Source organism: Paenibacillus sp. 4624 (assembly GCF_050435065.1).
Taxonomy (GTDB): Bacteria; Bacillota; Bacilli; order Paenibacillales; family Paenibacillaceae; genus Paenibacillus; species Paenibacillus amylolyticus_D.
The window spans coordinates 316,191-339,839 of the sequence record NZ_JBNDJR010000005.1; the positions used below are offsets into that span (position 1 = coordinate 316,191).

16 protein-coding genes are annotated in these 23,649 nt (G+C 44.4%); 12 read left to right on the forward strand and 4 right to left on the reverse strand.

What is annotated here, in order from left to right; all coding sequences use genetic code 11:
- Positions 1-69 precede the first annotated feature (69 nt).
- The gene (locus ABIE27_RS14205) at positions 70-1,434 is read right to left on the reverse strand and encodes an alkaline phosphatase (protein WP_429350830.1); all 1,365 of its coding nucleotides are present in this window, start codon (positions 1,432-1,434) and stop codon (positions 70-72) included.
- 436 nt (positions 1,435-1,870) lie between these two features.
- On the opposite strand from ABIE27_RS14205, the gene ABIE27_RS14210 reads away from it, so the two are divergent.
- The 10 genes from ABIE27_RS14210 to ABIE27_RS14255 all read left to right on the forward strand — a co-directional run bounded on the left by ABIE27_RS14210 (position 1,871) and on the right by ABIE27_RS14255 (position 17,232).
- The gene (locus ABIE27_RS14210) at positions 1,871-3,169 is read left to right on the forward strand and encodes an NCS2 family permease (protein WP_429350755.1); all 1,299 of its coding nucleotides are present in this window, start codon (positions 1,871-1,873) and stop codon (positions 3,167-3,169) included.
- Positions 3,170-3,578: 409 nt separating this feature from the next.
- The gene (locus tag ABIE27_RS14215; protein ID WP_240037166.1) at positions 3,579-4,568 is read left to right on the forward strand and encodes an alpha/beta fold hydrolase; all 990 of its coding nucleotides are present in this window, start codon (positions 3,579-3,581) and stop codon (positions 4,566-4,568) included.
- 328 nt (positions 4,569-4,896) lie between these two features.
- Positions 4,897-7,275, forward strand: a complete 2,379-nt coding sequence (locus ABIE27_RS14220) for a glycoside hydrolase family 95 protein (RefSeq protein WP_192895152.1) — start codon at positions 4,897-4,899, stop codon at positions 7,273-7,275.
- A gap of 148 nt (positions 7,276-7,423) precedes the next feature.
- A complete protein-coding gene (locus ABIE27_RS14225) occupies positions 7,424-8,443 on the forward strand; it encodes a LacI family DNA-binding transcriptional regulator (protein ID WP_429350756.1) in 1,020 nt (339 codons plus the stop codon).
- A gap of 134 nt (positions 8,444-8,577) precedes the next feature.
- Entirely contained in the window at positions 8,578-9,567 is a 990-nt protein-coding gene (locus ABIE27_RS14230) for an ABC transporter permease (protein WP_423246125.1), read from the forward strand.
- 13 nt (positions 9,568-9,580) lie between these two features.
- Positions 9,581-10,468: a carbohydrate ABC transporter permease gene (locus ABIE27_RS14235; RefSeq protein ID WP_123066594.1), complete on the forward strand. Its 888-nt coding sequence runs from the start codon at positions 9,581-9,583 to the stop codon at positions 10,466-10,468.
- Positions 10,469-10,519: 51 nt separating this feature from the next.
- Positions 10,520-12,163, forward strand: a complete 1,644-nt coding sequence (locus tag ABIE27_RS14240; protein ID WP_429350757.1) for a sugar ABC transporter substrate-binding protein — start codon at positions 10,520-10,522, stop codon at positions 12,161-12,163.
- Between the two features lie 15 nt (positions 12,164-12,178).
- Complete coding sequence (locus tag ABIE27_RS14245; RefSeq protein ID WP_123066596.1) at positions 12,179-13,537, forward strand: glycoside hydrolase family 30 protein; 1,359 nt, start codon at positions 12,179-12,181, stop codon at positions 13,535-13,537.
- Positions 13,538-13,837: 300 nt separating this feature from the next.
- Entirely contained in the window at positions 13,838-15,466 is a 1,629-nt protein-coding gene (locus ABIE27_RS14250; protein ID WP_429350758.1) for a response regulator, read from the forward strand.
- Between the two features lie 11 nt (positions 15,467-15,477).
- Complete coding sequence (locus ABIE27_RS14255) at positions 15,478-17,232, forward strand: cache domain-containing sensor histidine kinase (protein ID WP_123066598.1); 1,755 nt, start codon at positions 15,478-15,480, stop codon at positions 17,230-17,232.
- Between the two features lie 44 nt (positions 17,233-17,276).
- Here the strand turns inward: ABIE27_RS14255 and ABIE27_RS14260 are convergent, their stop codons facing one another.
- The 3 genes from ABIE27_RS14260 to ABIE27_RS14270 form a co-directional block, all read right to left on the reverse strand.
- Positions 17,277-18,167 carry a carbohydrate ABC transporter permease gene (locus tag ABIE27_RS14260; RefSeq protein ID WP_123066599.1) on the reverse strand — a complete coding sequence of 297 codons (891 nt, stop codon included), beginning with the start codon at positions 18,165-18,167 and terminating at the stop codon, positions 17,277-17,279.
- 14 nt (positions 18,168-18,181) lie between these two features.
- Positions 18,182-19,072: an ABC transporter permease gene (locus ABIE27_RS14265; RefSeq protein WP_123066600.1), complete on the reverse strand. Its 891-nt coding sequence runs from the start codon at positions 19,070-19,072 to the stop codon at positions 18,182-18,184.
- Between the two features lie 77 nt (positions 19,073-19,149).
- Positions 19,150-20,745 carry a hypothetical protein gene (locus tag ABIE27_RS14270; RefSeq protein WP_123066601.1) on the reverse strand — a complete coding sequence of 532 codons (1,596 nt, stop codon included), beginning with the start codon at positions 20,743-20,745 and terminating at the stop codon, positions 19,150-19,152.
- A gap of 374 nt (positions 20,746-21,119) precedes the next feature.
- On the opposite strand from ABIE27_RS14270, the gene ABIE27_RS14275 reads away from it, so the two are divergent.
- Entirely contained in the window at positions 21,120-22,355 is a 1,236-nt protein-coding gene (locus ABIE27_RS14275) for an RNA polymerase sigma factor (protein ID WP_123066602.1), read from the forward strand.
- A gap of 254 nt (positions 22,356-22,609) precedes the next feature.
- A complete protein-coding gene (locus ABIE27_RS14280) occupies positions 22,610-23,617 on the forward strand; it encodes an alpha/beta fold hydrolase (protein ID WP_345789280.1) in 1,008 nt (335 codons plus the stop codon).
- The last annotated feature ends 32 nt before the right edge of the window (positions 23,618-23,649 follow it).

Genomic DNA, 23,649 nt, shown 5'->3' on the forward strand with positions numbered 1-23,649 from the left:
GAAGAGAGGGGGCACTTAGAAAAGCGATATACGTTTACACATTAGACATTAGCCTGAATGCAGGATCGTTTACTTCCCTTTTTTCAAAATATCAAAAATAACTTTGGCATTGTCTGTGTTATCAATTAATCCAGAGAATCGCTGACTTCCTGGGCCATAGGCATACACCGGTACATCTTCACCTGTGTGACCACCTGTTGTCCAACCTGTGAACGAGCGGTTATCTATAATAGCTTCAATTGCGTTATCAATTTTGGTAACGTCCGCACTTTGTGCAGCATCTTTCACGGATTGAATTTCCTCAGCTGTCAGCTCAAGTTCAAGATATTTTTTCAATGTCTCATCAACGGAAGCCCCTTTGGCAATTTGAGCAGCCATGAAGTCAGGAGTACGAAGTGCAGCTTTAATTGGGTCTACGAAGAAATTGTATTCTCCATCTTTACCAAGAGTAAGGCCGCCTGTGGAGTGGTCAGCAGTTGCTACGACAAGGGTTTGTCCGTCTTTTTTAGCGAAATCAATCGCAGCTTTAAAGGCAGCAGCAAAATCGTCCATCTCACTCATGGCACCCACAATATCATTATCGTGTCCTGCCCAGTCAATCTGACTTCCTTCAACCATGAGGAAAAATCCTTTTTTGTTCGTTTTAAGGCGATCGATAGCCGAATTCGTCATCTCAGCCAGCGAAGGCGTTGTAGTTGTGCGATCAATAAACTTGTCCAGACCACCGTCTGCAAACAATCCAAGTACTTGTTTATTTTTGTTTTCAAGCAAAGATGCACGGTCTGTTACATAACTATAACCTGCTTTTTGAAACTCTTTCGTAAGGTCACGGTCTTTACGTACAAAATTGGTTTTGCCTCCTCCGAGCAGTACATCCACTTTGTGTTTGCCGTTAATTAACTCATCGTAGTAGTCGTTCGCAATGGCATCCATGTTTTTGCGGCTGATATCATGGGCTCCAAATGCCGCTGGAGTAGCATGGGTAATCTCAGAAGTCGCGACCAAACCTGTGGATTTACCAATTTGTTTGGCTTGTTCCAAAACGGTTTTGACATTCTTTTGATTCGTGTCCACTGCAATGGCTGCGTTATACGTTTTCACACCTGACGACATTGCGGTTGCTGCAGAAGCGGAATCTGTAACGTTTTGTTTGTCATCGTCGGGATAGGTCATTTGAGCACCTACCAGATAAGGATCAAACACCGTTTTTTCCATCACCTTCGTTTTAGGATTATCATTCATGTAACGATAAGCGGATGTATACGACGTTCCCATGCCGTCTCCGATAAGGAAGATGATATTTTTGATTGGTTTTTTCTCTGTTCCTGCGGCTTTAGCCATACTTGCTTGTCCAGGGGAAAGAAGAGTGGAAGCTGATACAGCCAAGGTTAGTGCTAATGCAGGCAATGCTTTTTTAGACAATTTCACAATGATTCCTCCTCGATATCTCTTTAACATGAATGCATGAAGCTTTGTTCATTTGTTCATCCTTAAGAAGATTATCATTCAATTGTAAATGAAATCCATCACAATTGTTTGCTGGGTGTAAAATAAACAAATCAACCGAAATAAAAGCCTTAAAGCTTAAAAAACGAATGAAATACATTTGATCAATCAAAATAGTTCGTAAATAATGTGAACAAAGCTCAAATTTGATTGACATCTTGTGTTATTTTTAATAAAATTCGAAATGCACCTCAGCTTAAAAACAAAATCCTTATCTTTATCTTCACATTCGGAGCTGTTCAGATCCTGATGACGAATATAGGAGCGTGAGAATTCCAATCCTATAGGAAATTAGGATTTTTTTGTTTTTAACTGTGCTGGAGGATCTAAGAAGACAAAATGAAAGTTGGAGGCTGGCTTGACGATGGACAACTGGTTCAAACTGAAAGAAAGAGGCACCACCGTTTCAACCGAAATTATTGCTGGTATTACTACATTTTTCACGATGGTATACATAGTGATTGTGAATCCCGGAATTCTGAGCGACACAGGAATGAGCTTTAACGGGGTATTCATTGCTACGATTCTGGCGAGTATTGTGGCAACGCTGATTATGGGACTGTGGTCCAATTATCCGATTGTTATCGCACCAGGTATGGGATTAAATGCGTTTTTCGCGTTTAGTGTGGTACAGGGATATGGCGTAACTTGGCAGACAGCACTTGGTGCTGTATTCATTGCAGGTGTTCTGTTTATTATCTTATCGCTTACTTCGTTTCGTTACATGCTTCTGGATGCCATTCCAGCCAGCCTCAAACACGCTATTACAGCAGGAATCGGATTATTTATTACAACCGTAGGGCTACAGAATGCAGGCATTATTGCCAATTCTGAATCTAACTTGATTACACTCGGAAACCTGGCACAACCAATGACCTACCTAACGATTATTGGTCTGATCATCACTGTTACGTTGATGGCTTACAATGTGAAAGGTTACCTGTTTATCGGTATGGTCATTACAGCGATCATTGCCTGGTTCATGGGACTCTTCCAGATGCCTGCATCCATTGTAGCCATGCCGTCAGGGCTCGGCGAAACAGCATTCCAGATGGATTTGGCAGGTGTCTTCTCCAATGGAATATACACGATTATTTTCACCTTCCTGTTAATCACCTTGTTTGATACGACGGGTACGATGCTTGGTGTGGCGGAACAAGCCGGATTACTGAAAGACGGCAAATTCCCGCGCTCCCGTGGTGCATTGCTCGCTGATGCTGTCGGTACAACGACGGGTGCCATGCTCGGAACAAGCCCGACGTCGGCTTATATTGAGTCCAGCACGGGTGTAGCCGCAGGGGGCAGAACAGGACTGACTGCGGTGACAGTAAGTATTTTGCTCGCCGTAACCTTGTTCTTTAGTCCAATTGTTAGTGTCATTTCAAGTATCCCGGCGATCACCTCCCCGGCGCTGATTATTGTAGGTTTCTTTATGATCAGTGTTATTAGCAAAATGAACTGGAGTGATCTGGAAGAGGCATTCCCGGCGTTCCTCATCATTATCCTCATGCCGCTGACGCACAGTATTGCAACAGGAATTGGGATTGGTTTTATTTTCTACCCTGTGCTGAAACTGCTACGTGGTAAAGGTAAAGATGTTCATCCGATTTTTTATATTTTTGCAATCCTGTTTTTCATTCAACTCGTATTCCTCGACCACTAAAACGGCCTTAAACATGGCAAAGAGAGCTGCGTTTATATAAGCGGCTCTCTTTTTTTCATGTATACTGCTTAAAAACGATATAAAATGAATGATTTATTTACACAAAAACGGAGAGGACAGAAAAAACCTGGAAAAGTGGAGCTAAAAGCTTTCTGAAGGAAAGCTACTTCGGAAGCATAAGCTTAGCCTTTATCACCGGATTTATCCCTTTCAAAAAGGGAATCCAAAAAATTTGGGGATAACAGCGATTGAAAGGTTATTCTGTCATCGGAGTGCTCGTGTAAAGTAATTCAACTTATATATGCCAGTTCATATTCCGTTCATATTGGCGTCACGCTGGCAACATCTTGTCTCATTATACTGTAAATAAGTCACCAAGACAGTTACACAGACTTAAGGACGGGAGAAGATGAGAGTGGAAGGAATCGTAGAAATGAAGCAAACAGAGAAGAAGCGCGGCAAGAAACGCAAGTTGTTTTTAAAAATAATCGGGGGAATCATCGCAGCGCTCGTATTATTCATGGGCATCGTATTTGTAATAAATCTGATTAGCAATGGGCTGGAAAAGAAAAAAATTGAATCCTATGGACAGTATGTGCAAGTGGATGGCAAAAACATGAATGTCTCCATTCAAGGTAACGGAGAACAGACCATCGTGCTGCTTCCGGGACAAGGAACGCCATCTCCGGTGTTGGATTTTAAACTATTAATTGATCAATTAACTTCGGATTATAAAGTGGTAACGATTGAACCATTTGGCTATGGATTAAGTGATCGTACTGACAAAGAACGTACCTCTGAAAATATTGTCAGTGAAATTCATGCCGCTGTCGAGCAGCTTGGTCTGAAGCGTTATATTCTCATGGGGCATTCCATTACAGGACTATACGGCGTGTCTTATGTGAAAAATTACCCTGACGAAGTGATGGCCTTTATCGGTATAGACAGCAGTGTTCCTAATCAGCCTGGCATGGATGTTAAACTACCTCTGAAATCGATGCAGTTCCTTCAAACATCAGGGCTGATGCGATTGCTGAAGAATGTGAGTGCAGATCCTTACAAATCTATGGACTACGATGAGCATACCATAGAGCAGATGAACCTAATCTCCAACCAAGTTTCGAGCAATCCGACCCTTATGAATGAGTTGAAGCATCTGGGTTCCAATTTCAAAAATGCAGAGAATCTTACCTATCCTCGCAATTTACCAGTACTGCTCTTTGTTCAGTCCAATAATACAGCGAATCCAAGTTGGATACCGCTGCATGAGGAGCAAATCAAACAATCCGATCAGGGCAAAATGATCCCGATGGAAGGCTCACACTATCTGCATCATACAAAGTACAAAGAGATTGCAGCAGAATTCAAAGCTTATATGAAGAGTGTTCAATTCCAATAAATTAAATCAAATATAGCAACGGAAGTACGTATACTCTCCACACTTTATTTAAAGAGCGGTGCCAAACCTGGTGCCGCTTTTTGCTTACCACGCATTTTGCATCTTTTGTACAAGTGAATCTGACAATTGTTATGTTGGAACGTCATGATAAAATCCCTTCCTCATATCAAATGGGATTTTAAGGTTTATTTGTCACTAGTTCAAGCTTTTCCACATCATTTTTATTAAATATATATCTTCCCTTTGTATTGAAAGTTATAATGATTCCTGAGCAAGCAAAAATTAGAGTTTGTCCAAAAATCAAGTGCATTCGGAGGTAACGATCAGCATGAATATTCAGTTTGGCACTCCAGCCACCTATTGGGTTGAAGCACTGCCTATCGGTAATGGCAAGTTGGGCGGAATGGTCTTTGGCGGTATCGAAAAAGAACGCATTGCATTGAACGAAGACACGTTGTGGTCAGGCTATGCACAGGATTGGAATAATCCGGAGGCTCGTGAAGTATTGCCTCAGATTAGGGATTTAATTGCTCGTAAACAGTATGTGGAAGCAGATCAACTTAGCAAAAAAATGATGGGACCTTTTACACAATCGTACCTGCCATTTGGTGATTTGGAACTTGTGATGGAACATGGGCAATTATGTGAACGTAAAACCTATCAGCGCAAGCTGGATTTATCTACAGGTGTTGTAAGCGTTTCCTATGAAATTGGTGGAGTACGATATGACAGGGAGGTATTTGCTTCCCATCCCGATCAGGGTATCGTCATTCGTTTAACCGCAAGCAAAGAAGGAAGACTTAACTTCCATACCAGACTGAGCAGTCCGCTCAGACACGAAACTTCTGCTGCGAACGCTCAATATGAGCTGTCCGGAACAGCTCCTGAGTATGTGTCACCGAACTATCACGATGTTGAAGTGCCTGTTCGTTACGGAGATGCGGCATCTAGTCGTGCGATGACTTTCCATGGCAGACTTGCGGTATCTCATACTGGAGGTACACTGAATTCAAGCGGTGGCGGACTGCAAATTGTTGGTGCAACGGAAGCGGTCATTTACTTTACAGGGGCTACGAGTTATGCTCCTACAGGTCAAACCGATGACAGCGTTACTTCCCCGAAAGAGAAGACTGCGGACGTTATTAGGCAGATTATGACTCGTGATTACACGGAATTGCGTCAACGTCATGTACAGGACCATCAAGCGCTGTTTAATCGTGTGCAATTACACTTGGGTGAAAGCGTTGCTCCGCAGGACATGCCTACAGATGAGCGCATTGAGAAATACGGCAGCAGTGATCCAGGGTTAGTCGAGTTGTTGTTCAACTATGGCCGTTATTTGATGATCGCCAGCTCCAGACCGGGAACGTTACCAGCCAACCTGCAGGGAATTTGGAATCAGGAAACACGTGCGCCGTGGAGCAGCAACTATACATTGAATATTAATGCAGAGATGAACTATTGGCCTGCAGAGACGTGTAACATGGCTGAACTGCATGAACCGTTACTTGATTTTATTGGAAAACTTGCGGAAAACGGACGGAAAACAGCTGAAATAAACTATGGTGCTCGAGGCTGGGTAGCCCATCACAATGCAGACATCTGGGGACAAACGGCTCCTGTTGGAGATTATGGTGCCGGTGATCCGTCATGGGCTTTGTGGATGATGGGCGGTGTATGGCTGACGCAGCATCTGTGGGAGCATTATGCTTTCTCAGAAGATAAAGTGTATTTGCAGGAAACCGGTTACCCGTTGATGAAGGATGCCGCTTTGTTTTGTTTGGATTGGCTTATTGAGAATAAAGAAGGTCATTTGATCACATCACCATCAACGTCACCAGAAATGAAATTTGTCGTTAACGGAGAGCATGTTGCTGTTAGTGAAGCAACCACAATGGACATTTCCCTCATTGCCGAGTTGTTTGATAACTGCATTAAAGCAGCTGAAGTGCTACAAACAGATGAGGAATTTGTGGATCTCCTGCGAGCGAAGAAAGAACAACTTCTGCCCTTGCAGATTGACGCAAAAGGTCGCCTTCAGGAATGGAGCGAGGATTTCACGGAAGAAGATCCGCAGCACCGTCACGTATCCCACTTGGTAGGTGTATTCCCGGGACGACTGATTACAAAGAAAAAATCTCCTGAACTGATGCAGGCTGCACGTACTTCACTTGAGATTCGTGGTGACGGTGGCACAGGCTGGAGTCTTGGCTGGAAAATCGGTTTATGGGCTCGCTTTGGAGAGGGCAACCGTGCTGAACAGCTTATCTCCAATCTGTTAACTTTGGTAAAAGCGTATGAGCCAAGTAAACATGAGACTGGCGGAGTGTACGCCAACTTGTTTGATGCTCATCCACCATTCCAGATCGATGGAAACTTTGCGGCAACCGCAGGTATTGCCGAGATGCTGTTGCAATCTCATCAGGGATATCTCGATTTCCTGCCAGCCTTGCCTGAACGCTGGTCTACAGGTTCGGTTAAAGGGTTGAGAGCAAGAGGCGGGTTTGAGGTTAGCCTAAGTTGGGAGAACGGTAAGCTGCTTGAAGCAGAAATCCTCTCGCATACAGGCAATACATGTTATTTGCAGTCTGTACCTGGTCTGAATGTTCGCCAAGGGGATACCGTTGTGCAAACCACCCCGGAAAAAGACGATCAAGTTAGCCTGCCAACGCAAAAAGGACAAACATATACCATCCGATTTGAATAATATTCATCAAAAGGTTCACCTGCCGCTGATCTTCAAGGATCAGCGGTTTTTGTTTATCATAAACGGAATAGTTAAGTGTTGTAATGAAAACGGTTTTATGCTATTTTGAATGTATAAAAACGTTTTAATAGCAAAGGAACCTGAATGTATGGGAAAAATCACAATTAAAGATGTTGCAAGGGAAGCCGGTGTCTCGATCTCTACGGTTTCGAATGCCTTAAATGGTGTGGATGTACTGAATCCGGAAACGAAGTCCCACGTGCTCAAAGTGGCAGAACGTTTAAACTACATCCCTAATCTCAATGGCAAACTGTTGAAATCAGGCCAGACCAAAATGCTTGGTTTCTTCACAACAAGTGTGTCGGGGCCGTATTTTTACAAGTTAGTCGAGGCCATGTCGCGTGAGTGTGACCGTCTCGGTTACGGACTCAATGTGTTTGTAACCAAAGATAAACATGTGATTATGAGCAATATTCTTGGCAGGCGGGTAGATGGTGTAATCATCTATGAAGAGCTGCGAATTGATGAGCAGGATATTTTGTCGATGGAAAAAGACAAGATTAAAGCTGTTTTCCTGGATCGTGTGTACGAGAGCGAACGAATGGGAAGTGTCATCTTTGACTCTTACGTAGCCAGCTATGAAGCGACCAAATATCTGATCGGGCTTGGTCATCAGAAAATTGCTTATATCTCTGGCGTAGATGAGATGTTTGACAGTGTACAGCGTCGAGAGGGGTATCTGGCGGCCCTTCGAGAATACGAGCTCCCCGTCGATGCAGACTACATCATTCAGGGGTATTTTGAAGAAGAGGCCACTTACAGTGCCATCAAATCCTTCATTCATAAGCATCCAGGCAAGTTACCAGATGCCTTTCTCGCCGGCAATGACCTGAGTGCGATCGGATGCATACAGGCATTGAAATCTCATGGTTATGAGGTTCCGAGTGACATCAGCGTAGTCGGATTCGATGATATTGATATCGCTCCGTACTATTCTCCACCGCTAACGACCGTTCGGAATCAAATTGCAAGACAAGGCATTCTAGCTGTCACACAATTGGTCGATATGATCAAGGGACAGGAAGAAGGCGTAGCGCAAAAGCTGTCTGGAGAACTTATCGTAAGAGGTTCAAGCCATGTGAGAATCAACCGGAGAGATGGCCGCTAATAAAGGGAGAGAGACTCTTCGGGTCCATTTTCATTCATATTACAGGGAAGGGAGTTTTTTGGGACAAAATAAAAACGTTTTTATAAAACGGAATAAATACACCTATCGACACATACAGAGGGGAGCAACGAAGGATGAGTCACTTGACGACTACAGCAGACAGACAGCAGCAACCTCTTAAACCCGGTGGCAAAAAACATTTCAAGCAACGGTTCAATACATTCTGGGTCGATTTCGCCAGACAATGGGAGATCCAGTCCATGGTTCTACCCGGCATTCTGTTCATGATTGTCTTCTGTTACATACCGATCTACGGATTAACGATTGCGTTCAAAAATTACACCGTCATTGATACACTGTCCAGTGCCCCATGGGTGGGGCTGGATAACTTCAGAATCATCATGTCAGACAAATACTTCTGGGATGCCGTTGTGAATACGCTGGGCATCAGCTTTTTGAAGCTAGGGATTGGCTTTGTCATTCCGATTATTCTGGCCATTATGATTTACGAGCTGAACAGTGGACGATTCAAGAAATTCGTGCAAACGGTTTCATATCTGCCTCATTTTCTCTCATGGATCGTGCTGGGCGGTATGCTCATCACCTGGTTCTCCACAACCGGCTTGTTCAATGAACTACTGCTCGGTCTTGGCATCATATCACAGCCGCAAAACATATTGCTGGACGCAGGCAAGTATTGGTGGATCGCCACGTTATCGGATATTTGGAAGGAAGCTGGCTGGGGCACCATTTTGTATCTCGCCATCATGTCCAAGATCGATCCTACGTATTACGAGGCCGCCAAAATCGATGGAGCCAGCCGGATGCGTCAGATCTGGAATATCACCTTGCCTAACATGAAATCCATTATCAGTCTGAATCTGATCCTGACGGTCAGCGGACTACTCGGTTCGAATCTCGATCAAACGCTGGTGCTCATGAACTCACAGAACCGCGAAAAGGCCGAAGTCATCAATTCATATGTCTATCGTATGGGGATGTCGCAAGGAGACTTTTCGTATGCTACCGCCGTAGGTTTGGGTGTTTCCATCATTTCTGTAATTCTGCTGGTCACGGCAAACAAAATCACAAGCAAGCTTAATGACAACCAGTCTGTGCTGTAGAAGGAGGTCCCTCATGAATGGAAAAGCGGCAAAAGAAGATCTGGACAGCCGGATTTTTGATACGCTCAATATTATTTTTTTAATGATCTGTACCATCATCATTATCGTTCCGCTCTGGAATGTCATCATCTCGTCCTTTAGTTCAGGCAAAGCACTCGCAGAAGGTGGATTCATCTTCTGGTCACCGGAGTTCTCGCTGGAAAACTACCGAGCGGTGTTTAACGATTCCAACATCTGGCAGGCGTTCTTCATCTCTGTGTCCAAAACTACCATCGGTGTCGTGACACATGTATTCTTTTGTGCCATGGTCGGATACGGACTCAGCAAGAAGTACTTGAGAGGACGTAAATTGTATGTAGCCATGGGTGTAATTACTATGTTTTTCTCCGGCGGCATGATTCCAACCTTTTTGCTCATCAAGGCACTAGGTCTCCTGAACAGCTTCTGGGTGTATATTATTCCGGCTTTGTTCAGTTTCTTCGATGTAGTTATCCTGATGAATTTCTTCCGAAATGTACCGGATTCACTGGAAGAATCGGCGAAGATGGATGGGGCTGGAGACTGGCATATCTTTCTCAAAATCTTTATCCCGCTGTCCATGCCAGCAATGGCGACCATCGCTTTATTTAATGGGGTAGGCCAGTGGAACGACTTTATGACGACCAAACTGTATATCACAGACCAATCACTGTACCCGTTACAGATGATGTTATATGAAATTATTGTGCAATCCCAGACACAGTCCATGCAGAACGTTGGCGGGTCTGTCGTGATCGAAACAACAACCAAAGGGGTGCAGCTTGCCACCATCGTCATTACGACATTGCCAATTGTGCTGATCTACCCTTTGTTACAACGATATTTCATTTCAGGCATGATGCTTGGAGCTGTTAAGGAATAAAACGATAGATTCACATCAACGATTTATATTCGACTACGAGGGGGAAAACACATGTTTAATATTCACCGGGTACTGGGCAAAAGAGGGGTTAAAGGATGTGCAGCATTACTCACAGCTGTGTTCATGATTACGGGATGCAGCGGCGGTTCCGATGGATCGAGTGAAGCAAACTGGGTATCCATTGAGAATCGCTATACGGTTGATCCGGAGAAACCAGCATGGCAGCTCGATAAAAAGGAAGAAGTGACCGATCTGACCTGGTACGTCAATGCAGACTGGTGGAATACCGATTTTGGCAAAGATATCGTCACTAAAAAGATTAAGGAAGACTTGAACATTAACATCAAATTTATTACAGGCGATGATACCAAATTAAATACCTTTTTTGCTGGCGGAGATATGCCTGATCTGCTGACGGTGTTTGATTCCAATTCGCAAGTCGTGAGCAAAGCATCAACCTGGGCCATGCCTCTTAATGATCTAGCTGAGAAATACGATCCGTATTTCAACAAGGTCGCGGCTGCGGACACGCTGAAGTGGTTCCAGCAAGCGGATGGCAAGACCTACGGTTATCCGAATTATTCCAACACACAAGCAGATTATGATAGCGGTAACATTCCAGCAAAGACCGCCTTTATTATCCGCAAGGATGTATATGAAGCATTAGGCAGTCCAGTCATAGGAACACCGGAACAATTCCAGAGTGTGATGAAACAGATCAAGGAAAAGTTCCCATCGCTCATTCCGTTTGGCTTCAACGCCATCGGTGGAGGCACAGGTTCACTTGGCGATGCGTTACAGGATTTTATCGGCGTACCTCTGGAGACGGAAAACGGAGAGTTCTATGACCGCAATCTGGACGAAGATTACCTGACTTGGCTGAAAACATTAAACGCCGTGTATAGAGACGGCAATATTAGTGATGACAGTTTTGCGGATGACGGTACAGCCTTTGAAGAAAAAGTGAAATCCGGTAAATATGCGGCCATGCTGCTCGATGGCACACCTCAGCAGGGTGGAAATCTTCAGATTTACATGAGTGATAACGAAGGCAAAGAGTACATTGCCATTGATGGGCCGCAAAGTACCAAGGGCAACGCACCGACACTGAATCAGTCCGGTATTACAGGCTGGATGATTAATTTCATCTCCAAGGATGCTAAAGACCCTGCCAAAGCGATGCAGATTTTCACCTATTTGCTGAGTGAAGAAGGACAAATGCTGATGAACTATGGCATTGAAGGAGAGACATTTAAGAAAAAAGCCGACGGTACAGTGGAATTACTTCCGGCAGTGAAGGACATGCAATTGCATAATGCGGATCAATTCAAGAAGGAGTATCGCCTGGGTGAATTTATGTTCTTCGGTCATGACCGTCATAAGGCGCTGAGTGCCGATGCCTTCCCAGAAGCCATAAAACAAATGCAAGCATGGGGCAAAGGCAAGCTGACACCTCATTTTATTCTGGAAAATATTAACCCAAACCTGGGCACACCGGAAGCTCGCGCCTTGTCCGCCATCAACACCAAATGGAACTCAACACTGGTAAGCATGTTGCGTTCAAAGGATGATGCCTCGTTTGACAATGCCCTTGCCGCATATCAATCGTTTCTAGAGGAAAATCGCTGGCCTGACATTGTGAAGATCCGCAGCGAGAAGATGAAGCAGAATAAAGAGAAATTAGGCATGCAATAATGAGGAGGCTTCGCAATGACAACATACAAAATATTCAAAACTACGGGAGAGAATGACCTGTTTCGTCTGGTTCACCCTGAGGAATATAATCCAATCAAGTCTGCAGACGCTGATTCTTTAACGGCAACCGTACAGTTGAATGATCGCCAAACGTATCAGGAGGTGGACGGGTTTGGAGCATCGTTCACGGACGCTGCGGCATATCTGATGAATCAAAAGATAACGGACGAACAGCGGGCGGAAGTGATGACACGGCTGTTCCATCCGACAGAAGGAATCGGCTTGTCGGTGATCCGCAACCCCATGGGCGCTTCGGATTATGCCCGCACGGTATACAGTTATAACGATCTGCCCGACCATCAGACAGACCCAGAATTAGACGGATTTAGCATTGCACATGATGAAGCGGATATCATCCCGTTAACCCAGCAGGCGCTTGCACTGAATCCCGATTTGAAGCTGTTCGCTTCACCGTGGAGCGCACCCGGCTGGATGAAAACAAGCGGCTCCATGATTACAGGCCAGCTCAAGCCTGAGTGGTATTCGGCATATGCCGAGTATTTTGTAAAATATATTCGGTCATATGCAGCTCATGGTCTGCCAATCTATGCAATCACCCCGCAGAATGAGGCTTTATATGAGCCGGGACATTATCCAGGTATGCTGATGCCTGCTGAGGCGCAAGCAGATTTTATTGTCCATCATCTCAAGCCAGCTTTTATACGCAACAACCTTGACACCAAAATCTTCTGTTATGATCATAATTGGGATCGTCCGGATTATCCACTGACCGTTCTGGAACATGCAGAAGAAGCCGTGGATGGAGTGGCATGGCATTGGTATGGGGGAGATGCGTCAGCCCAATCCAAAGTATACGAAGCTTTTACGGGAAAAGAAGTGCATTTCACGGAAGGTTCTGGAGGGGAATGGATTCCCCCGTTTGAACAAGCGTTCTCCAATGTGATTCGAACGGGCATTCAGATTTTGCGAAACTACAGCAAGTCACTCGTGCTATGGAATATGGCACTGGATGAACACAATGGCCCTACGGTGCCGGGTTTTGGGCAGAGCACCTGTCGTGGCATTGTGCAGATTAACCAGCAGACGGGAGATCTTGTCTACACGCTGGATTATTACGCGCTGGCTCATTTCAGTGCTTTGATTCGCCCTAAAGCGGTTCAAATCCAATCGGTCTCCAGCGACGATTCAATATACACGGTAGCTTTTCGCAACACGGACGGAAGCACAGCATTGGTACTGTTTAACGATGGTCAAGAAGGCAAACAGGTTAAGATTGATATGCAAGATCAAGAGAGCCTTGTTGTATACATGGAATCCAAATGTGCTGTATCCATATTAATATCGAACGAATAAAAGGGCAGCAGCTCGGCTATGACCTATTAGTTGTAGAAAAGAAAACCTGCCTCAGCATGTATTCATGTGTTCTCGATATTACTGAGAGTAATAATGCGAACGATGTAGACCGCCAACTTTGGCGGTCTTTTGTCTGTTTTTTAATCTGCTGTATATTTTTTGATCGTTTTCTGATCATTTTTCTACACATTAAGGGGATTTCATGCATGCAGTCCGAATAAATTACAAGATAGAATGCACATGCCCATGAATATTTAGGGTGATATCTCGTGTATAAATAACCAACTTTGGAGGACTTCCATGTATAAACTGATGATTGTAGAGGACGAATTGCTGATGCGTGTTGGCATTCGTTCCATGCTGAACTGGGAAGAATACGGTTTTTGTGTGACAGGTGAGGCTAGTAATGGAAAAGAAGCACTGGAGCTTGCGCTTGAGAAGGTGCCCGACCTGATCATTACAGACATCCGAATGCCCGTTATGGATGGATTAGAGTTAATCAAACAGTTATCCCCATCGTTAAAAAGCTGTAAATTCGTCATTCTGAGCAATTTTGATGAATTAGATTATGTGAAAAATGCTTTAAAGTTCGGTGCCGCCGATTACTTAATTAAAAGCGAAATTAATGAGCAATCGCTCATCGAGCTTTTGACGAATATACGGGAGAAGTTGCAAAGTGAACACCATCAATTAAACGCCTCACCCTATATATCCTCCGATTATTCCAAGAGTATTCGATATTTAAAGGATAGCTTTTTCCAAGATGTTGTAAGCGGATTCATCCATGAAAAAGAGTTGTTTTCCAAAGCGGAAGAACTCCATTTTCGTATCCAGTCAGACCAACTAGTCGTCATCAAATTCATCGTTAATCATTATGAGAAGGTCAAACGCAAGTACATTGAAAAAGGGGAAAAGCTGCTCCGTTTCTCGATACTCAACATTATGGAAGAGGTTATTCCATCCCGGTGGGCAAAGGAGATTTTTGTGGAAAGCTCGTCTGAATACTGGGTGGTGGTTAACGTTGAATCTAACGCGGATGCACATGCTGACCTGAACAAGCTGATTCGTAAAGTGCTCATTTCCATTAAGGATTTTATGAACCTGTCACTTACAGCAGGAGTAAGTTCGGTTTGTATCGGCTTTGTGTCGTTGCGGAAAGCATGTCAGGAGGCAGAATTTGCGCTCAAGGAAAGCTTTTTCACGGATGAAAGCCAGATCCTGTATGTTGATGAGGTACGTGAAACCCCGAACAGGGAAGACGTTGAACATCTGCTGAGTCCGCAGCAGGAACAACATTTCATGAAAATTTGTATGAGCAAAAATAAGGAGAAAGCCCGGCAATTTGTTGAAGAAATCTACATTCGCCTGAAGACCATACGGGCGGACGAGAACAGCATCCGCAAGCAATACATTACGCTGCTCGAAACGATGCACGCCCATTTGCTGAACAGCACATCACGAAGCAAGATCTCAGTAACCGAAAAATCCCCCTATGAGATTGTCCTGAACGGGGAGCATTGGGAGGATATCCATCAGAATGTGCTGACTTATATCACGGAGACATTTAGCGCGAGCTCCCAGGTCACACACGAACTCAAATATACAGACCTCGCAATAGACATCATCAACCGTTATTATGCAGAGGATCTTTCCCTGCAAAGTGTAGCTAGCCAGATTAACGTGAATCCGTCCTATTTAAGTCGTTTGTTCAAGCAGGAGAAGAAGGAAAATTTCATCTCATATCTGACCCGGGTTCGTATTGATCATGCGAAGGCTTATCTGCTCAGCAAAGATCTGAAAATATATGAGATTGCCGATAAAGTCGGGTATCACAACTACACGTATTTCAGTAAGATTTTCAAAAAGAACACAGGTTTTACGCCAGAGGAATATCGGGAACAGCAGCATGTGCATGCCATTCGTGAATAGAGGTGTGATCGATGAAATATACGCGGCCTTTTCAGATTAAATACAAGATTATGGTAATCTGTATGATCGTCATCATCTTTCCTGTTTTTGTGATGACCATTAATTCGTACTATTCTTCCGAACGGTTATTATCACAGAATTACAATACACTGCTTAGTGATTTGACCAAACAGACGAACATTCGCATCGACGAGTTTTTGAAAGAAATCGAAAAGATCACCCTGCTCGCCAGCAACGGACTCAATGACAGTTTATCTGCCACCCATGAAGGCAGCTTTCCGATCCAGGATTTTCTGCGTGTAAGTGATGAGGAAACCGAAATCGCGGCATATAACATATTAATGAATTATATTATGATGAAGGATCGTGTATTTTCCATTTATTTATACAATATGAACGGTGGACAAGACTTGTTTGTAAGTCCACATCAACCGATTGACAAAGCCTTCAATGTAAGAAATGAGCTGTGGTTCAAGAAGTTTATGCATGACGACGAGCGTACGATCACGTTAACCACCCGGGTTGACAAGCAGCTCGAAAATAAAGTACTCGCCGTGTCCCATGCACGAAAAATTCATGATGTCACGAACGGAAAATTGCTTGGCGTGATGGTGGTTAGCATCGATATTAAATTTATTGAAATCGTCAATCGTAACTTGCAGGAAGGACTTCGATCCAGATTCATGATTATCGATGAAGACGAAAAGATCGTCTACAACGTCAACGACCAGTTAATCGGCACCTTGTTTCGAGATAACGTTCGTCCATCCGAGGCAACCAATGTCGTAGTAAAAAGTCCGCTTAGTCAGCAGAAATGGACTACATATGTCTATATGCCGCTGGAAGAGCTGACAGCCGACGGTAGAATACTAGGTAAAAACCTCGTAACACTAGCGATCGTCATGTCACTTTTCGCTGCAGTTATCTCCATTTTCTTGTCTCACGTCATTACACGTCCCATCAAAAAGCTGTTAAACAATATACGTCTTGTCGAAAAGGGGCAGTTTGAGCAGGTGCAGGATATTCGCTCCCGTGATGAGATTGGTCATTTATCCACCAGATTCAACCGAATGTCACATGAATTGAAACGAATGGTGGAGCGCATGCAGCAGGAAGAGATCGAGAAGGCCGCCGCCGAGATGCGGGCACTGCATGATCAGATTAACCCTCACTTTCTGTATAATACTTTAGGTTCCGTGAAATGGATCGCTTCCATGCAACAGGCCGACAAAATTGTAGATATGACCGATGCACTGATCTCTATGCTTCGATATGCCACCAAGTCTGATGGAAGTCTCGTCATGATTCGTGAAGAATTAAACCACATTGCACATTACGTGACCATCCAGAATGTTCGATATTACGGCAGTATTCAGATGAAATATGAGATCGATGAAAACCTGCTGCATTATGCAATGCCTAAAATGATCCTGCAGCCCATCGTAGAGAACGCGTTCTTTCACGGTCTGGCCGAGATCGAAGAGGATGGCTTGATTACAATTCGAATTGGGGCCCAGAAGGAAGATATCTGCATTGAAGTTTGTGATAATGGAACGGGTATGGACCAGAGTATGGTACGAAGCTTGATGGAGGAAAAGCATGAAACAGGAAGTGGAGGCCGGGGGATAGGCCTCTATAATGTACAACGACGTATTCAACTTCACTTTGGCCAGCCGTATGGAATACAAGTGAAAAGTGAGATCGGCAAAGGAACAACGTTTGCGATTCTGCTTCCAGCAATCCCCTGTGTACCAGATAACAAGTGAACGTGTGCTCGACAGTCGCATACGAAGTCGCCCTTTATGTCACCTTAGCCTTTAACACTGCCGAGTACCAGTCCTTTAGTAAAATATTTCTGCAAGAACGGATAGATCAGCAGAATCGGTATTGCACCGAGGAACATCTGTGCCGCTCGCCCTGTTCGGGCATTCATCATGGATAAGAGCTGGGTGTAATCCGATCCGGATTTCAACATCATCTGCTCAAAGCTTTGAAGCAGCGTCTGCAAATAGCTCTGTAACGGATAGTTGGCCGGATTGTTCATGTAGATAATGCCGTCAAACCAGGAGTTCCAGTGACCCACAATGCTGAACAATCCAACCGTTGCAAGTGCTGGTTTGAGAAGAGGCAGCATGATGCGGATCAGCACCTGCAGAGGGCCTGCGCCGTCAATGATAGCCGATTCTTCAATCTCCTCCGGCAAGCCTCGAATAAAGTTCATGAGAATAATCATGCTGAACACGGGAAGCGCTCCTGGCAGAATCAGAGACCAGATGGAATCAATCAGTCCCATTTTCACCACAACGAGATAGGTCGGGATCAAGCCGCCGCTAAACAGCATCGTAATGATAAAAAATCCCATGTAGACGTTGCGCCCCATCACTTTCTGTTTGGTTTTGGATAGAGGGTAGGCTGTGAGCACAATTAACACCAGATTCACAAGTGTACCCAGGACCGTTCGCTGGATGGCAACCCATAGCGAGGAATAAAACGCGCCACCAGAAAGGGCAAACTCATAAGCTTTGGTTGTGAACTCTACAGGCCAGAAGGTAACACTACCTGCCGATACCGCTGAACTGCTGCTGAAGGACACGGCGAGTAAATTCACAAATGGCAACACACAGATTAGCGAGATGGTCAGCAGGATCGTGTAATTTATAATAAGAAACACGCGTCTGCTTATACTTTTATCATAGATCATGGAATATGCCCTCCTTAGAAGATACGGTAACCCGCCACGCGGTAAGCCAGAATGTAAGAGACAGCTACTAAAATGCAGGAGATCACGGATTTGAATAATCCAACGGCGGTCGCAATGGAATATTGGGCCTGCTGTATCCCCAAACGGTAGACATAAGTATCGATAATATCACCAGTCTGATAAACGACAGGAGAGTAGAGATTGTAAATCTGGTCGAATCCGGCATTCAGCACATTGCCAAGGGAAAGCACAGACATCAAGACAATCGTTGGCATCAATAGCGGCAGGGTGATATAGAGCGTTTGCTTCCAACGCTTCGCTCCATCGATCACTGCGGCTTCATACAGTCCGGGATCAATGCTGGTTAAAGCCGCGAGATAAACGACCGTTCCAAAACCGAAACCCTTCCATATGTCACTCACGATCATCGTCCATGGAAAGATTGAAGGAGTGCCGAGAAAAGAGATCGGTTTGACGCCGAACAAACTCAGGAACGTATTCACGATGCCATCCGCACTCAGAATATCCAGCATAATGCCCGCCATAATGACCCATGACAAGAAATTCGGTATATATACGAGGGTCTGGAACGTGCGTTTAATCCCGTTGTGAAGGACTTCGTTCAATAGCAGTGCGAAAACAACCGGCACGACAATGCCGCCAATCATTTTGAATATGGACATGTAGAGGGTGTTCCAGATCGTTCTCACAAAGTTAGGCTGATTGAATACATGCGTGAAATTGTCCCATCCTACCCAAGGCGAGTTAAAGCCGAGACCGGGGTTATATTTTTGAAACGCAATAATTAGTCCATAGAACGGGATGTAGCTAAAAATAAATACCAGCACAACGCTGGGGATCAACATGAGGTGGTACGGACTTTGCTGCTTCCATTTTTTCAGCATGGTTTTTCCTCCGTTCAGTTATCAAAAAGAGGGGGTGAGAACGGGCTCACCCCCTCCAGCTTCACAACGCAAATGCTTTATTTCCCGTAGGCTTCATTGACTGCTTCAATGGCATTGTCTCCGCCGGCTGCTCGCCAGTTCTGTACGACCACGTCAAAGTAATCGATGCTTTCACTGCCCATAATGATTTTGGTAAATCCTTCGGTCAGAATGTCATCCAGCGTTGTGCCGTAGCTGGAGAGAGCTTCTGGCGTAACCCCCCATAGCGCGGTTTTGATATAGTTGTTGCTATCGAGCACTTTTTTGGCCAGACCATATGCATTTTTCGGAGCACCCTGCTGCAAATAATCGCCAGTTGCTCCTGGTGTCGCATTTTTGATAAACTCCACGCTATTGTTGTATTTCTGCCACATTCCTGAAGTCGTGAGTCCGCTCGTATCCTTCGTTTCAAGAGCTTTGGATACAGCTTCAAACTGCTCATAGTCCGAATTCGGATTAAGTACACGGAATGCACCAACCACGTGGGCAATATCATTGTCGAGCAGGGCAGACAGTGTCTCCGGTTTCTCCTTGCCGTTGCCTTCATCTACGATGTAGGCATAATCATTCAGGATTTCGATCACCGCTTGCGGATTGGCGGCATCCTTTTTCATAACGATGTAGTTGTTGTTGGCAAAAAAGATAGACTGTTTTGCTTCCTTACCATCAACGGTTGGAATGAGATATGGATAAAAGATCGCATCTTTGCCCAGATTGGCAATCGTATCTACGCCCGGATTATACCCCCACCACTGATAGTAAGGCTGGATGCCTACTTTACCAGCAACGATGTCGGCATTCATGGCATTGAAGTCTTTAATCGCGAATTCGGGATCAATAATGCCCAATTTATACCATTCCGCCCACTCGGCAAGCGCGTTTTTCATCTCAGGTTGAATGGAGCCATAGGTGAGTTTTCCCGAACGATCTTCAATCCACATGTCGGGATGTGCGTTCCATGCAATGGCTAGCAGGTTGAGATAGTCCAGGGATTGATCTACAGCGATGCCGTATCCGCCGTGTTTTTCCATAAATTTGAGCGCCATATTTTTGATATCTTCAACGGATTTCGGATCTTGCAGTTTAAGCTCTTCTTTCCAGTCGTTCCGTATCCAGATAAAGTCGGGCTGATCAATTAACCCCCAGTGCATCTGCGGTATACCGTAGAGTTTTCCGTCTTTCTTGCCTGATTCGTAGCTGTCTGCATCCGCTTTCATATAACCTTTCAGACGTTCCGAGGCATGTTGTTCAAAGGCTTCTGTCAAATCCATGACCATATCGGCTTCAACCAACTGGCGCAGCTGAGAAGGGTTCACCCGAAAAACGTCTGGTAATTCATTGGAAGAGATGGCGAGATTAAGCTTGGTTTCGTACTCATCACTAACCCAGTCCGTCTTGACGTTAATGTTTAACTTCTCTTTATACCGGCGAGTCCAGACATTATTGGTGATATCATCGCCCTTGGGATATTTCGCTGAACTGTACTCCGATGTGACCGTATGAATGGTGACTGCACCTGTGCCATCATCGTCCGCATCGGTTTGTGCTTTACCTTTTCCCGTGTCACTACAAGCTGTGATCAACAGAGCGGACATGCTCATCGACAAGATTAGAAGCTTCATCTTTTGGTTCATTCACGTTCCCCCTCAAGTTCAAGTCATATTTAGGAAAGTTGTACATGAAGATATTGTAATGGAGAATAAGAGGAGCGGATATAAACGTTATTGACCAGAATCTGTATGATTTTTTACTTTAGAGGGAGATTGCGAGGACGATTGGGATAAAAAGTGTGTACGGATCTTGCACTTATTTGAACTGTGTTGCACTTTTTTGACCTGGTTGAACCGATAAAGTCACTATAATAGCCCTATTGCATGATATTGATGTTGAGCGGTTCTAGGGAAAATCGTGAGAATAATCGGAAGTATACATATTTTTTCAGCTAAGTTGTGGCTATTCGTTGTGCTGCGGTGTCTAATTCATTGTAAATCAAGAGGAGGTTCACACCATGTCAGGAGCTCATGACACAGAATTCACAGCTGTTTATCCGGATGAACAGGACATCACTACCCGATTTGAACGCATCTATGCATTATATCGTGACCGCATACGAAGTTACTTTTTGCTGAAATTAAATGCCGCGGCTGCAGACGACCTTACCCAACAGGTATTTATGAAAGCATCGGAGAACATGCATCGTTTTAGAGGGAACGCGCATATTTTCACATGGATTTTCAAGATTGCCCAGAATACGTTAAAAAACGAATATCGCAGATTGTCACGTCAGAACGAAACACCGCTTGATTTTACACAATTAGAATCGCAGTCCATCACTCTTGAGTTTACAAAGTATGTTGACTTTCGAATTGACATTGGCGCGGCACTACAGACACTGGATGAGAAAAATCAGGAGATTATTGCGTTACGTTTTTTCGCAGATTGTACGCTACCCGAGATTGCGAGTATTGTTGGCATGCGTGAGAGCGCAGTGAAGAACCGTTTATACCGCGCCCTTGGAAAGCTCAAGCATGAATTAAATGAATGGGGGAACATGGCCACCATGTCGATTGAACAATTGATTTCTATAGAAAATAAAGGAAGTTCAGAACATTCGGACAACCGTCTGAAAAAAGCAAATCATGATCTCTTCACGGAACTAAGCGGTAATGTCGAACGACTTGTGACCAAATACAACTACCAGCCCAAACGTAAAGTCATCATTGAAATGTATCCAGATCTCCCAACCTTTCATCGGGCTGTGGGGGAAGCGGATGCGCCTAACTGGTTCACGGGTACGTATGAAGAAAACATTCTTAAGATCGTATCACCACTCAATCCCGGACCCGAGCATACCTACGAGTCTATTATTAAAGGTACGATTCACCTGTTTTCCATGTGGCTGATTGAGGAGATTAATCCTAAGGCCCCCAAATGGATTAGACAAGGAATCGGCGGATACGATGCCAAACTGATGACACCCGATTTTCTGGAAAATTCGACGAAAGAGGCCATTCGCACGAATTCGATTCCCACCTTTGCTCAATTAGACGATGATACATGGGATTTTGAAACCAAGAAAGGATTCCAATTCTCGTATATGTTTGTCGAGTTTGTCCTAGAGAAGTACGGTATAGAGGCTTTGAATCAATTGATCCGTCAGCCGCAGGATCTCAAAGGTATTTTAGGGTGCTCAGAAACTGAATTTCATCAGAAACTGGTTGACTATCTGGAGAAATTATATTAAGAACTCACATGAAACGAACGACAGTTTAACGATTATAAGCCTGCACACCTTCAGCAACATGCAGTCCCCGTTCATTATGGGATATCATGACTGGAGGTGTTTTTACATTTAAATAAGGTGGAAGGAAGGTTTATAGCGTTCGTTCATGTTCCGTTCATATTGCATTCATTCTAGGGACATCGAAGTTGAGTACACTTGACTTGGAGTAGAGCAAGACCCACCCCAGAAGGAAACATGACATAAAGGAGCTGAAGGTGTTGATCGAACCAAGTCATTCAGATTCAAAAAAAACAAAAGCAAGCCAGGATTCCAAAGCCAAGCGAGTTCTTAAACTTTTACTAAAAGTCGTAGTCTCTATACTTATCGTCATCCTGCTTTTCATCGCGACCGTGTTCACGGTGAACCAAGTCAGCAGTCATGCTGAACAAAAGCGACTGGAGAACTACGGGCAACAGGTATCTGTCGATGGAAAACGAATGAACGTATTCATGCAGGGTGAAGGGAAAGAAACAATAGTCATTTTACCTGGGTTCGGAACAGCTTCTCCTGCACTTGATTTTAAGCCACTCATCTCCGAACTAAGTCCTCATTATAAGGTCGTAGTTATTGAACCTTTTGGTTACGGACTAAGTGAGCAGACCGACAAGGAACGTAGTTCGGCTAATATCACACATGAGATACATAGTGCATTGCAAAGCCTGGGTATCAAACGTTATACGCTCATGGCGCATTCCATCTCAGGTCTCTACAGTCTAGAATATGTGAACCGATACGAGGATGAGGTGCAGGCGTTCATTGGGCTAGATCACAGTGTTCCGTCTCTTAGCGAGCAAAAAGTTGAAGCATCCGACATCGAGCCAATTAAATGGTTCCGTAACCTTGGTTTTGCCCGTGTTCAGTTGAAACTGACTGATGACCCGTATGAAGGGCTTTCCTATGACGACGATACCAGAGAACAATTGAACATTTTGATACGCAAAAATATGTATAACAATACACAATTAAACGAGGCTGTGAGCATGTATTCCAATTTTCAGGCAGCGAAACAGCTTACATGGCCTTCGGATTTACCTGTTCTTTTCTTTGTGCAGAAGAATCACCCTGTCGTGAAAGAATGGGTCGCAGAGCATGTGAAACAGATCGCGAACGTTGAACAGGGAGAGATGGTTTTACTGGAGGCCGGACATTACTTGTATCGCTCCCATCCCACGGAGATTGCTGAAAAGATTAAGGAGTTCACTGAAACGATCACTACACATTGAAACAGCAGCGTTATATGGCGTACTTAAAGTAC

Bases quoted from the DNA above. Each gene is read 5' to 3' on its own strand.
- ABIE27_RS14210 (WP_429350755.1), top strand. From the start codon at position 1,871: ATGGACAACTGGTTCAAACTGAAAGAAAGAGGCACCACCGTTTCAACC.
- ABIE27_RS14215 (WP_240037166.1), top strand. From the start codon at position 3,579: ATGAGAGTGGAAGGAATCGTAGAAATGAAGCAAACAGAGAAGAAGCGC.
- ABIE27_RS14220 (WP_192895152.1), top strand. From the start codon at position 4,897: ATGAATATTCAGTTTGGCACTCCAGCCACCTATTGGGTTGAAGCACTG.
- ABIE27_RS14225 (WP_429350756.1), top strand. From the start codon at position 7,424: ATGGGAAAAATCACAATTAAAGATGTTGCAAGGGAAGCCGGTGTCTCG.
- ABIE27_RS14230 (WP_423246125.1), top strand. From the start codon at position 8,578: ATGAGTCACTTGACGACTACAGCAGACAGACAGCAGCAACCTCTTAAA.
- ABIE27_RS14235 (WP_123066594.1), top strand. From the start codon at position 9,581: ATGAATGGAAAAGCGGCAAAAGAAGATCTGGACAGCCGGATTTTTGAT.
- ABIE27_RS14240 (WP_429350757.1), top strand. From the start codon at position 10,520: ATGTTTAATATTCACCGGGTACTGGGCAAAAGAGGGGTTAAAGGATGT.
- ABIE27_RS14245 (WP_123066596.1), top strand. From the start codon at position 12,179: ATGACAACATACAAAATATTCAAAACTACGGGAGAGAATGACCTGTTT.
- ABIE27_RS14250 (WP_429350758.1), top strand. From the start codon at position 13,838: ATGTATAAACTGATGATTGTAGAGGACGAATTGCTGATGCGTGTTGGC.
- ABIE27_RS14255 (WP_123066598.1), top strand. From the start codon at position 15,478: ATGAAATATACGCGGCCTTTTCAGATTAAATACAAGATTATGGTAATC.
- ABIE27_RS14260 (WP_123066599.1), bottom strand. From the start codon at position 18,167: ATGATCTATGATAAAAGTATAAGCAGACGCGTGTTTCTTATTATAAAT.
- ABIE27_RS14265 (WP_123066600.1), bottom strand. From the start codon at position 19,072: ATGCTGAAAAAATGGAAGCAGCAAAGTCCGTACCACCTCATGTTGATC.
- ABIE27_RS14270 (WP_123066601.1), bottom strand. From the start codon at position 20,745: ATGAACCAAAAGATGAAGCTTCTAATCTTGTCGATGAGCATGTCCGCT.
- ABIE27_RS14275 (WP_123066602.1), top strand. From the start codon at position 21,120: ATGTCAGGAGCTCATGACACAGAATTCACAGCTGTTTATCCGGATGAA.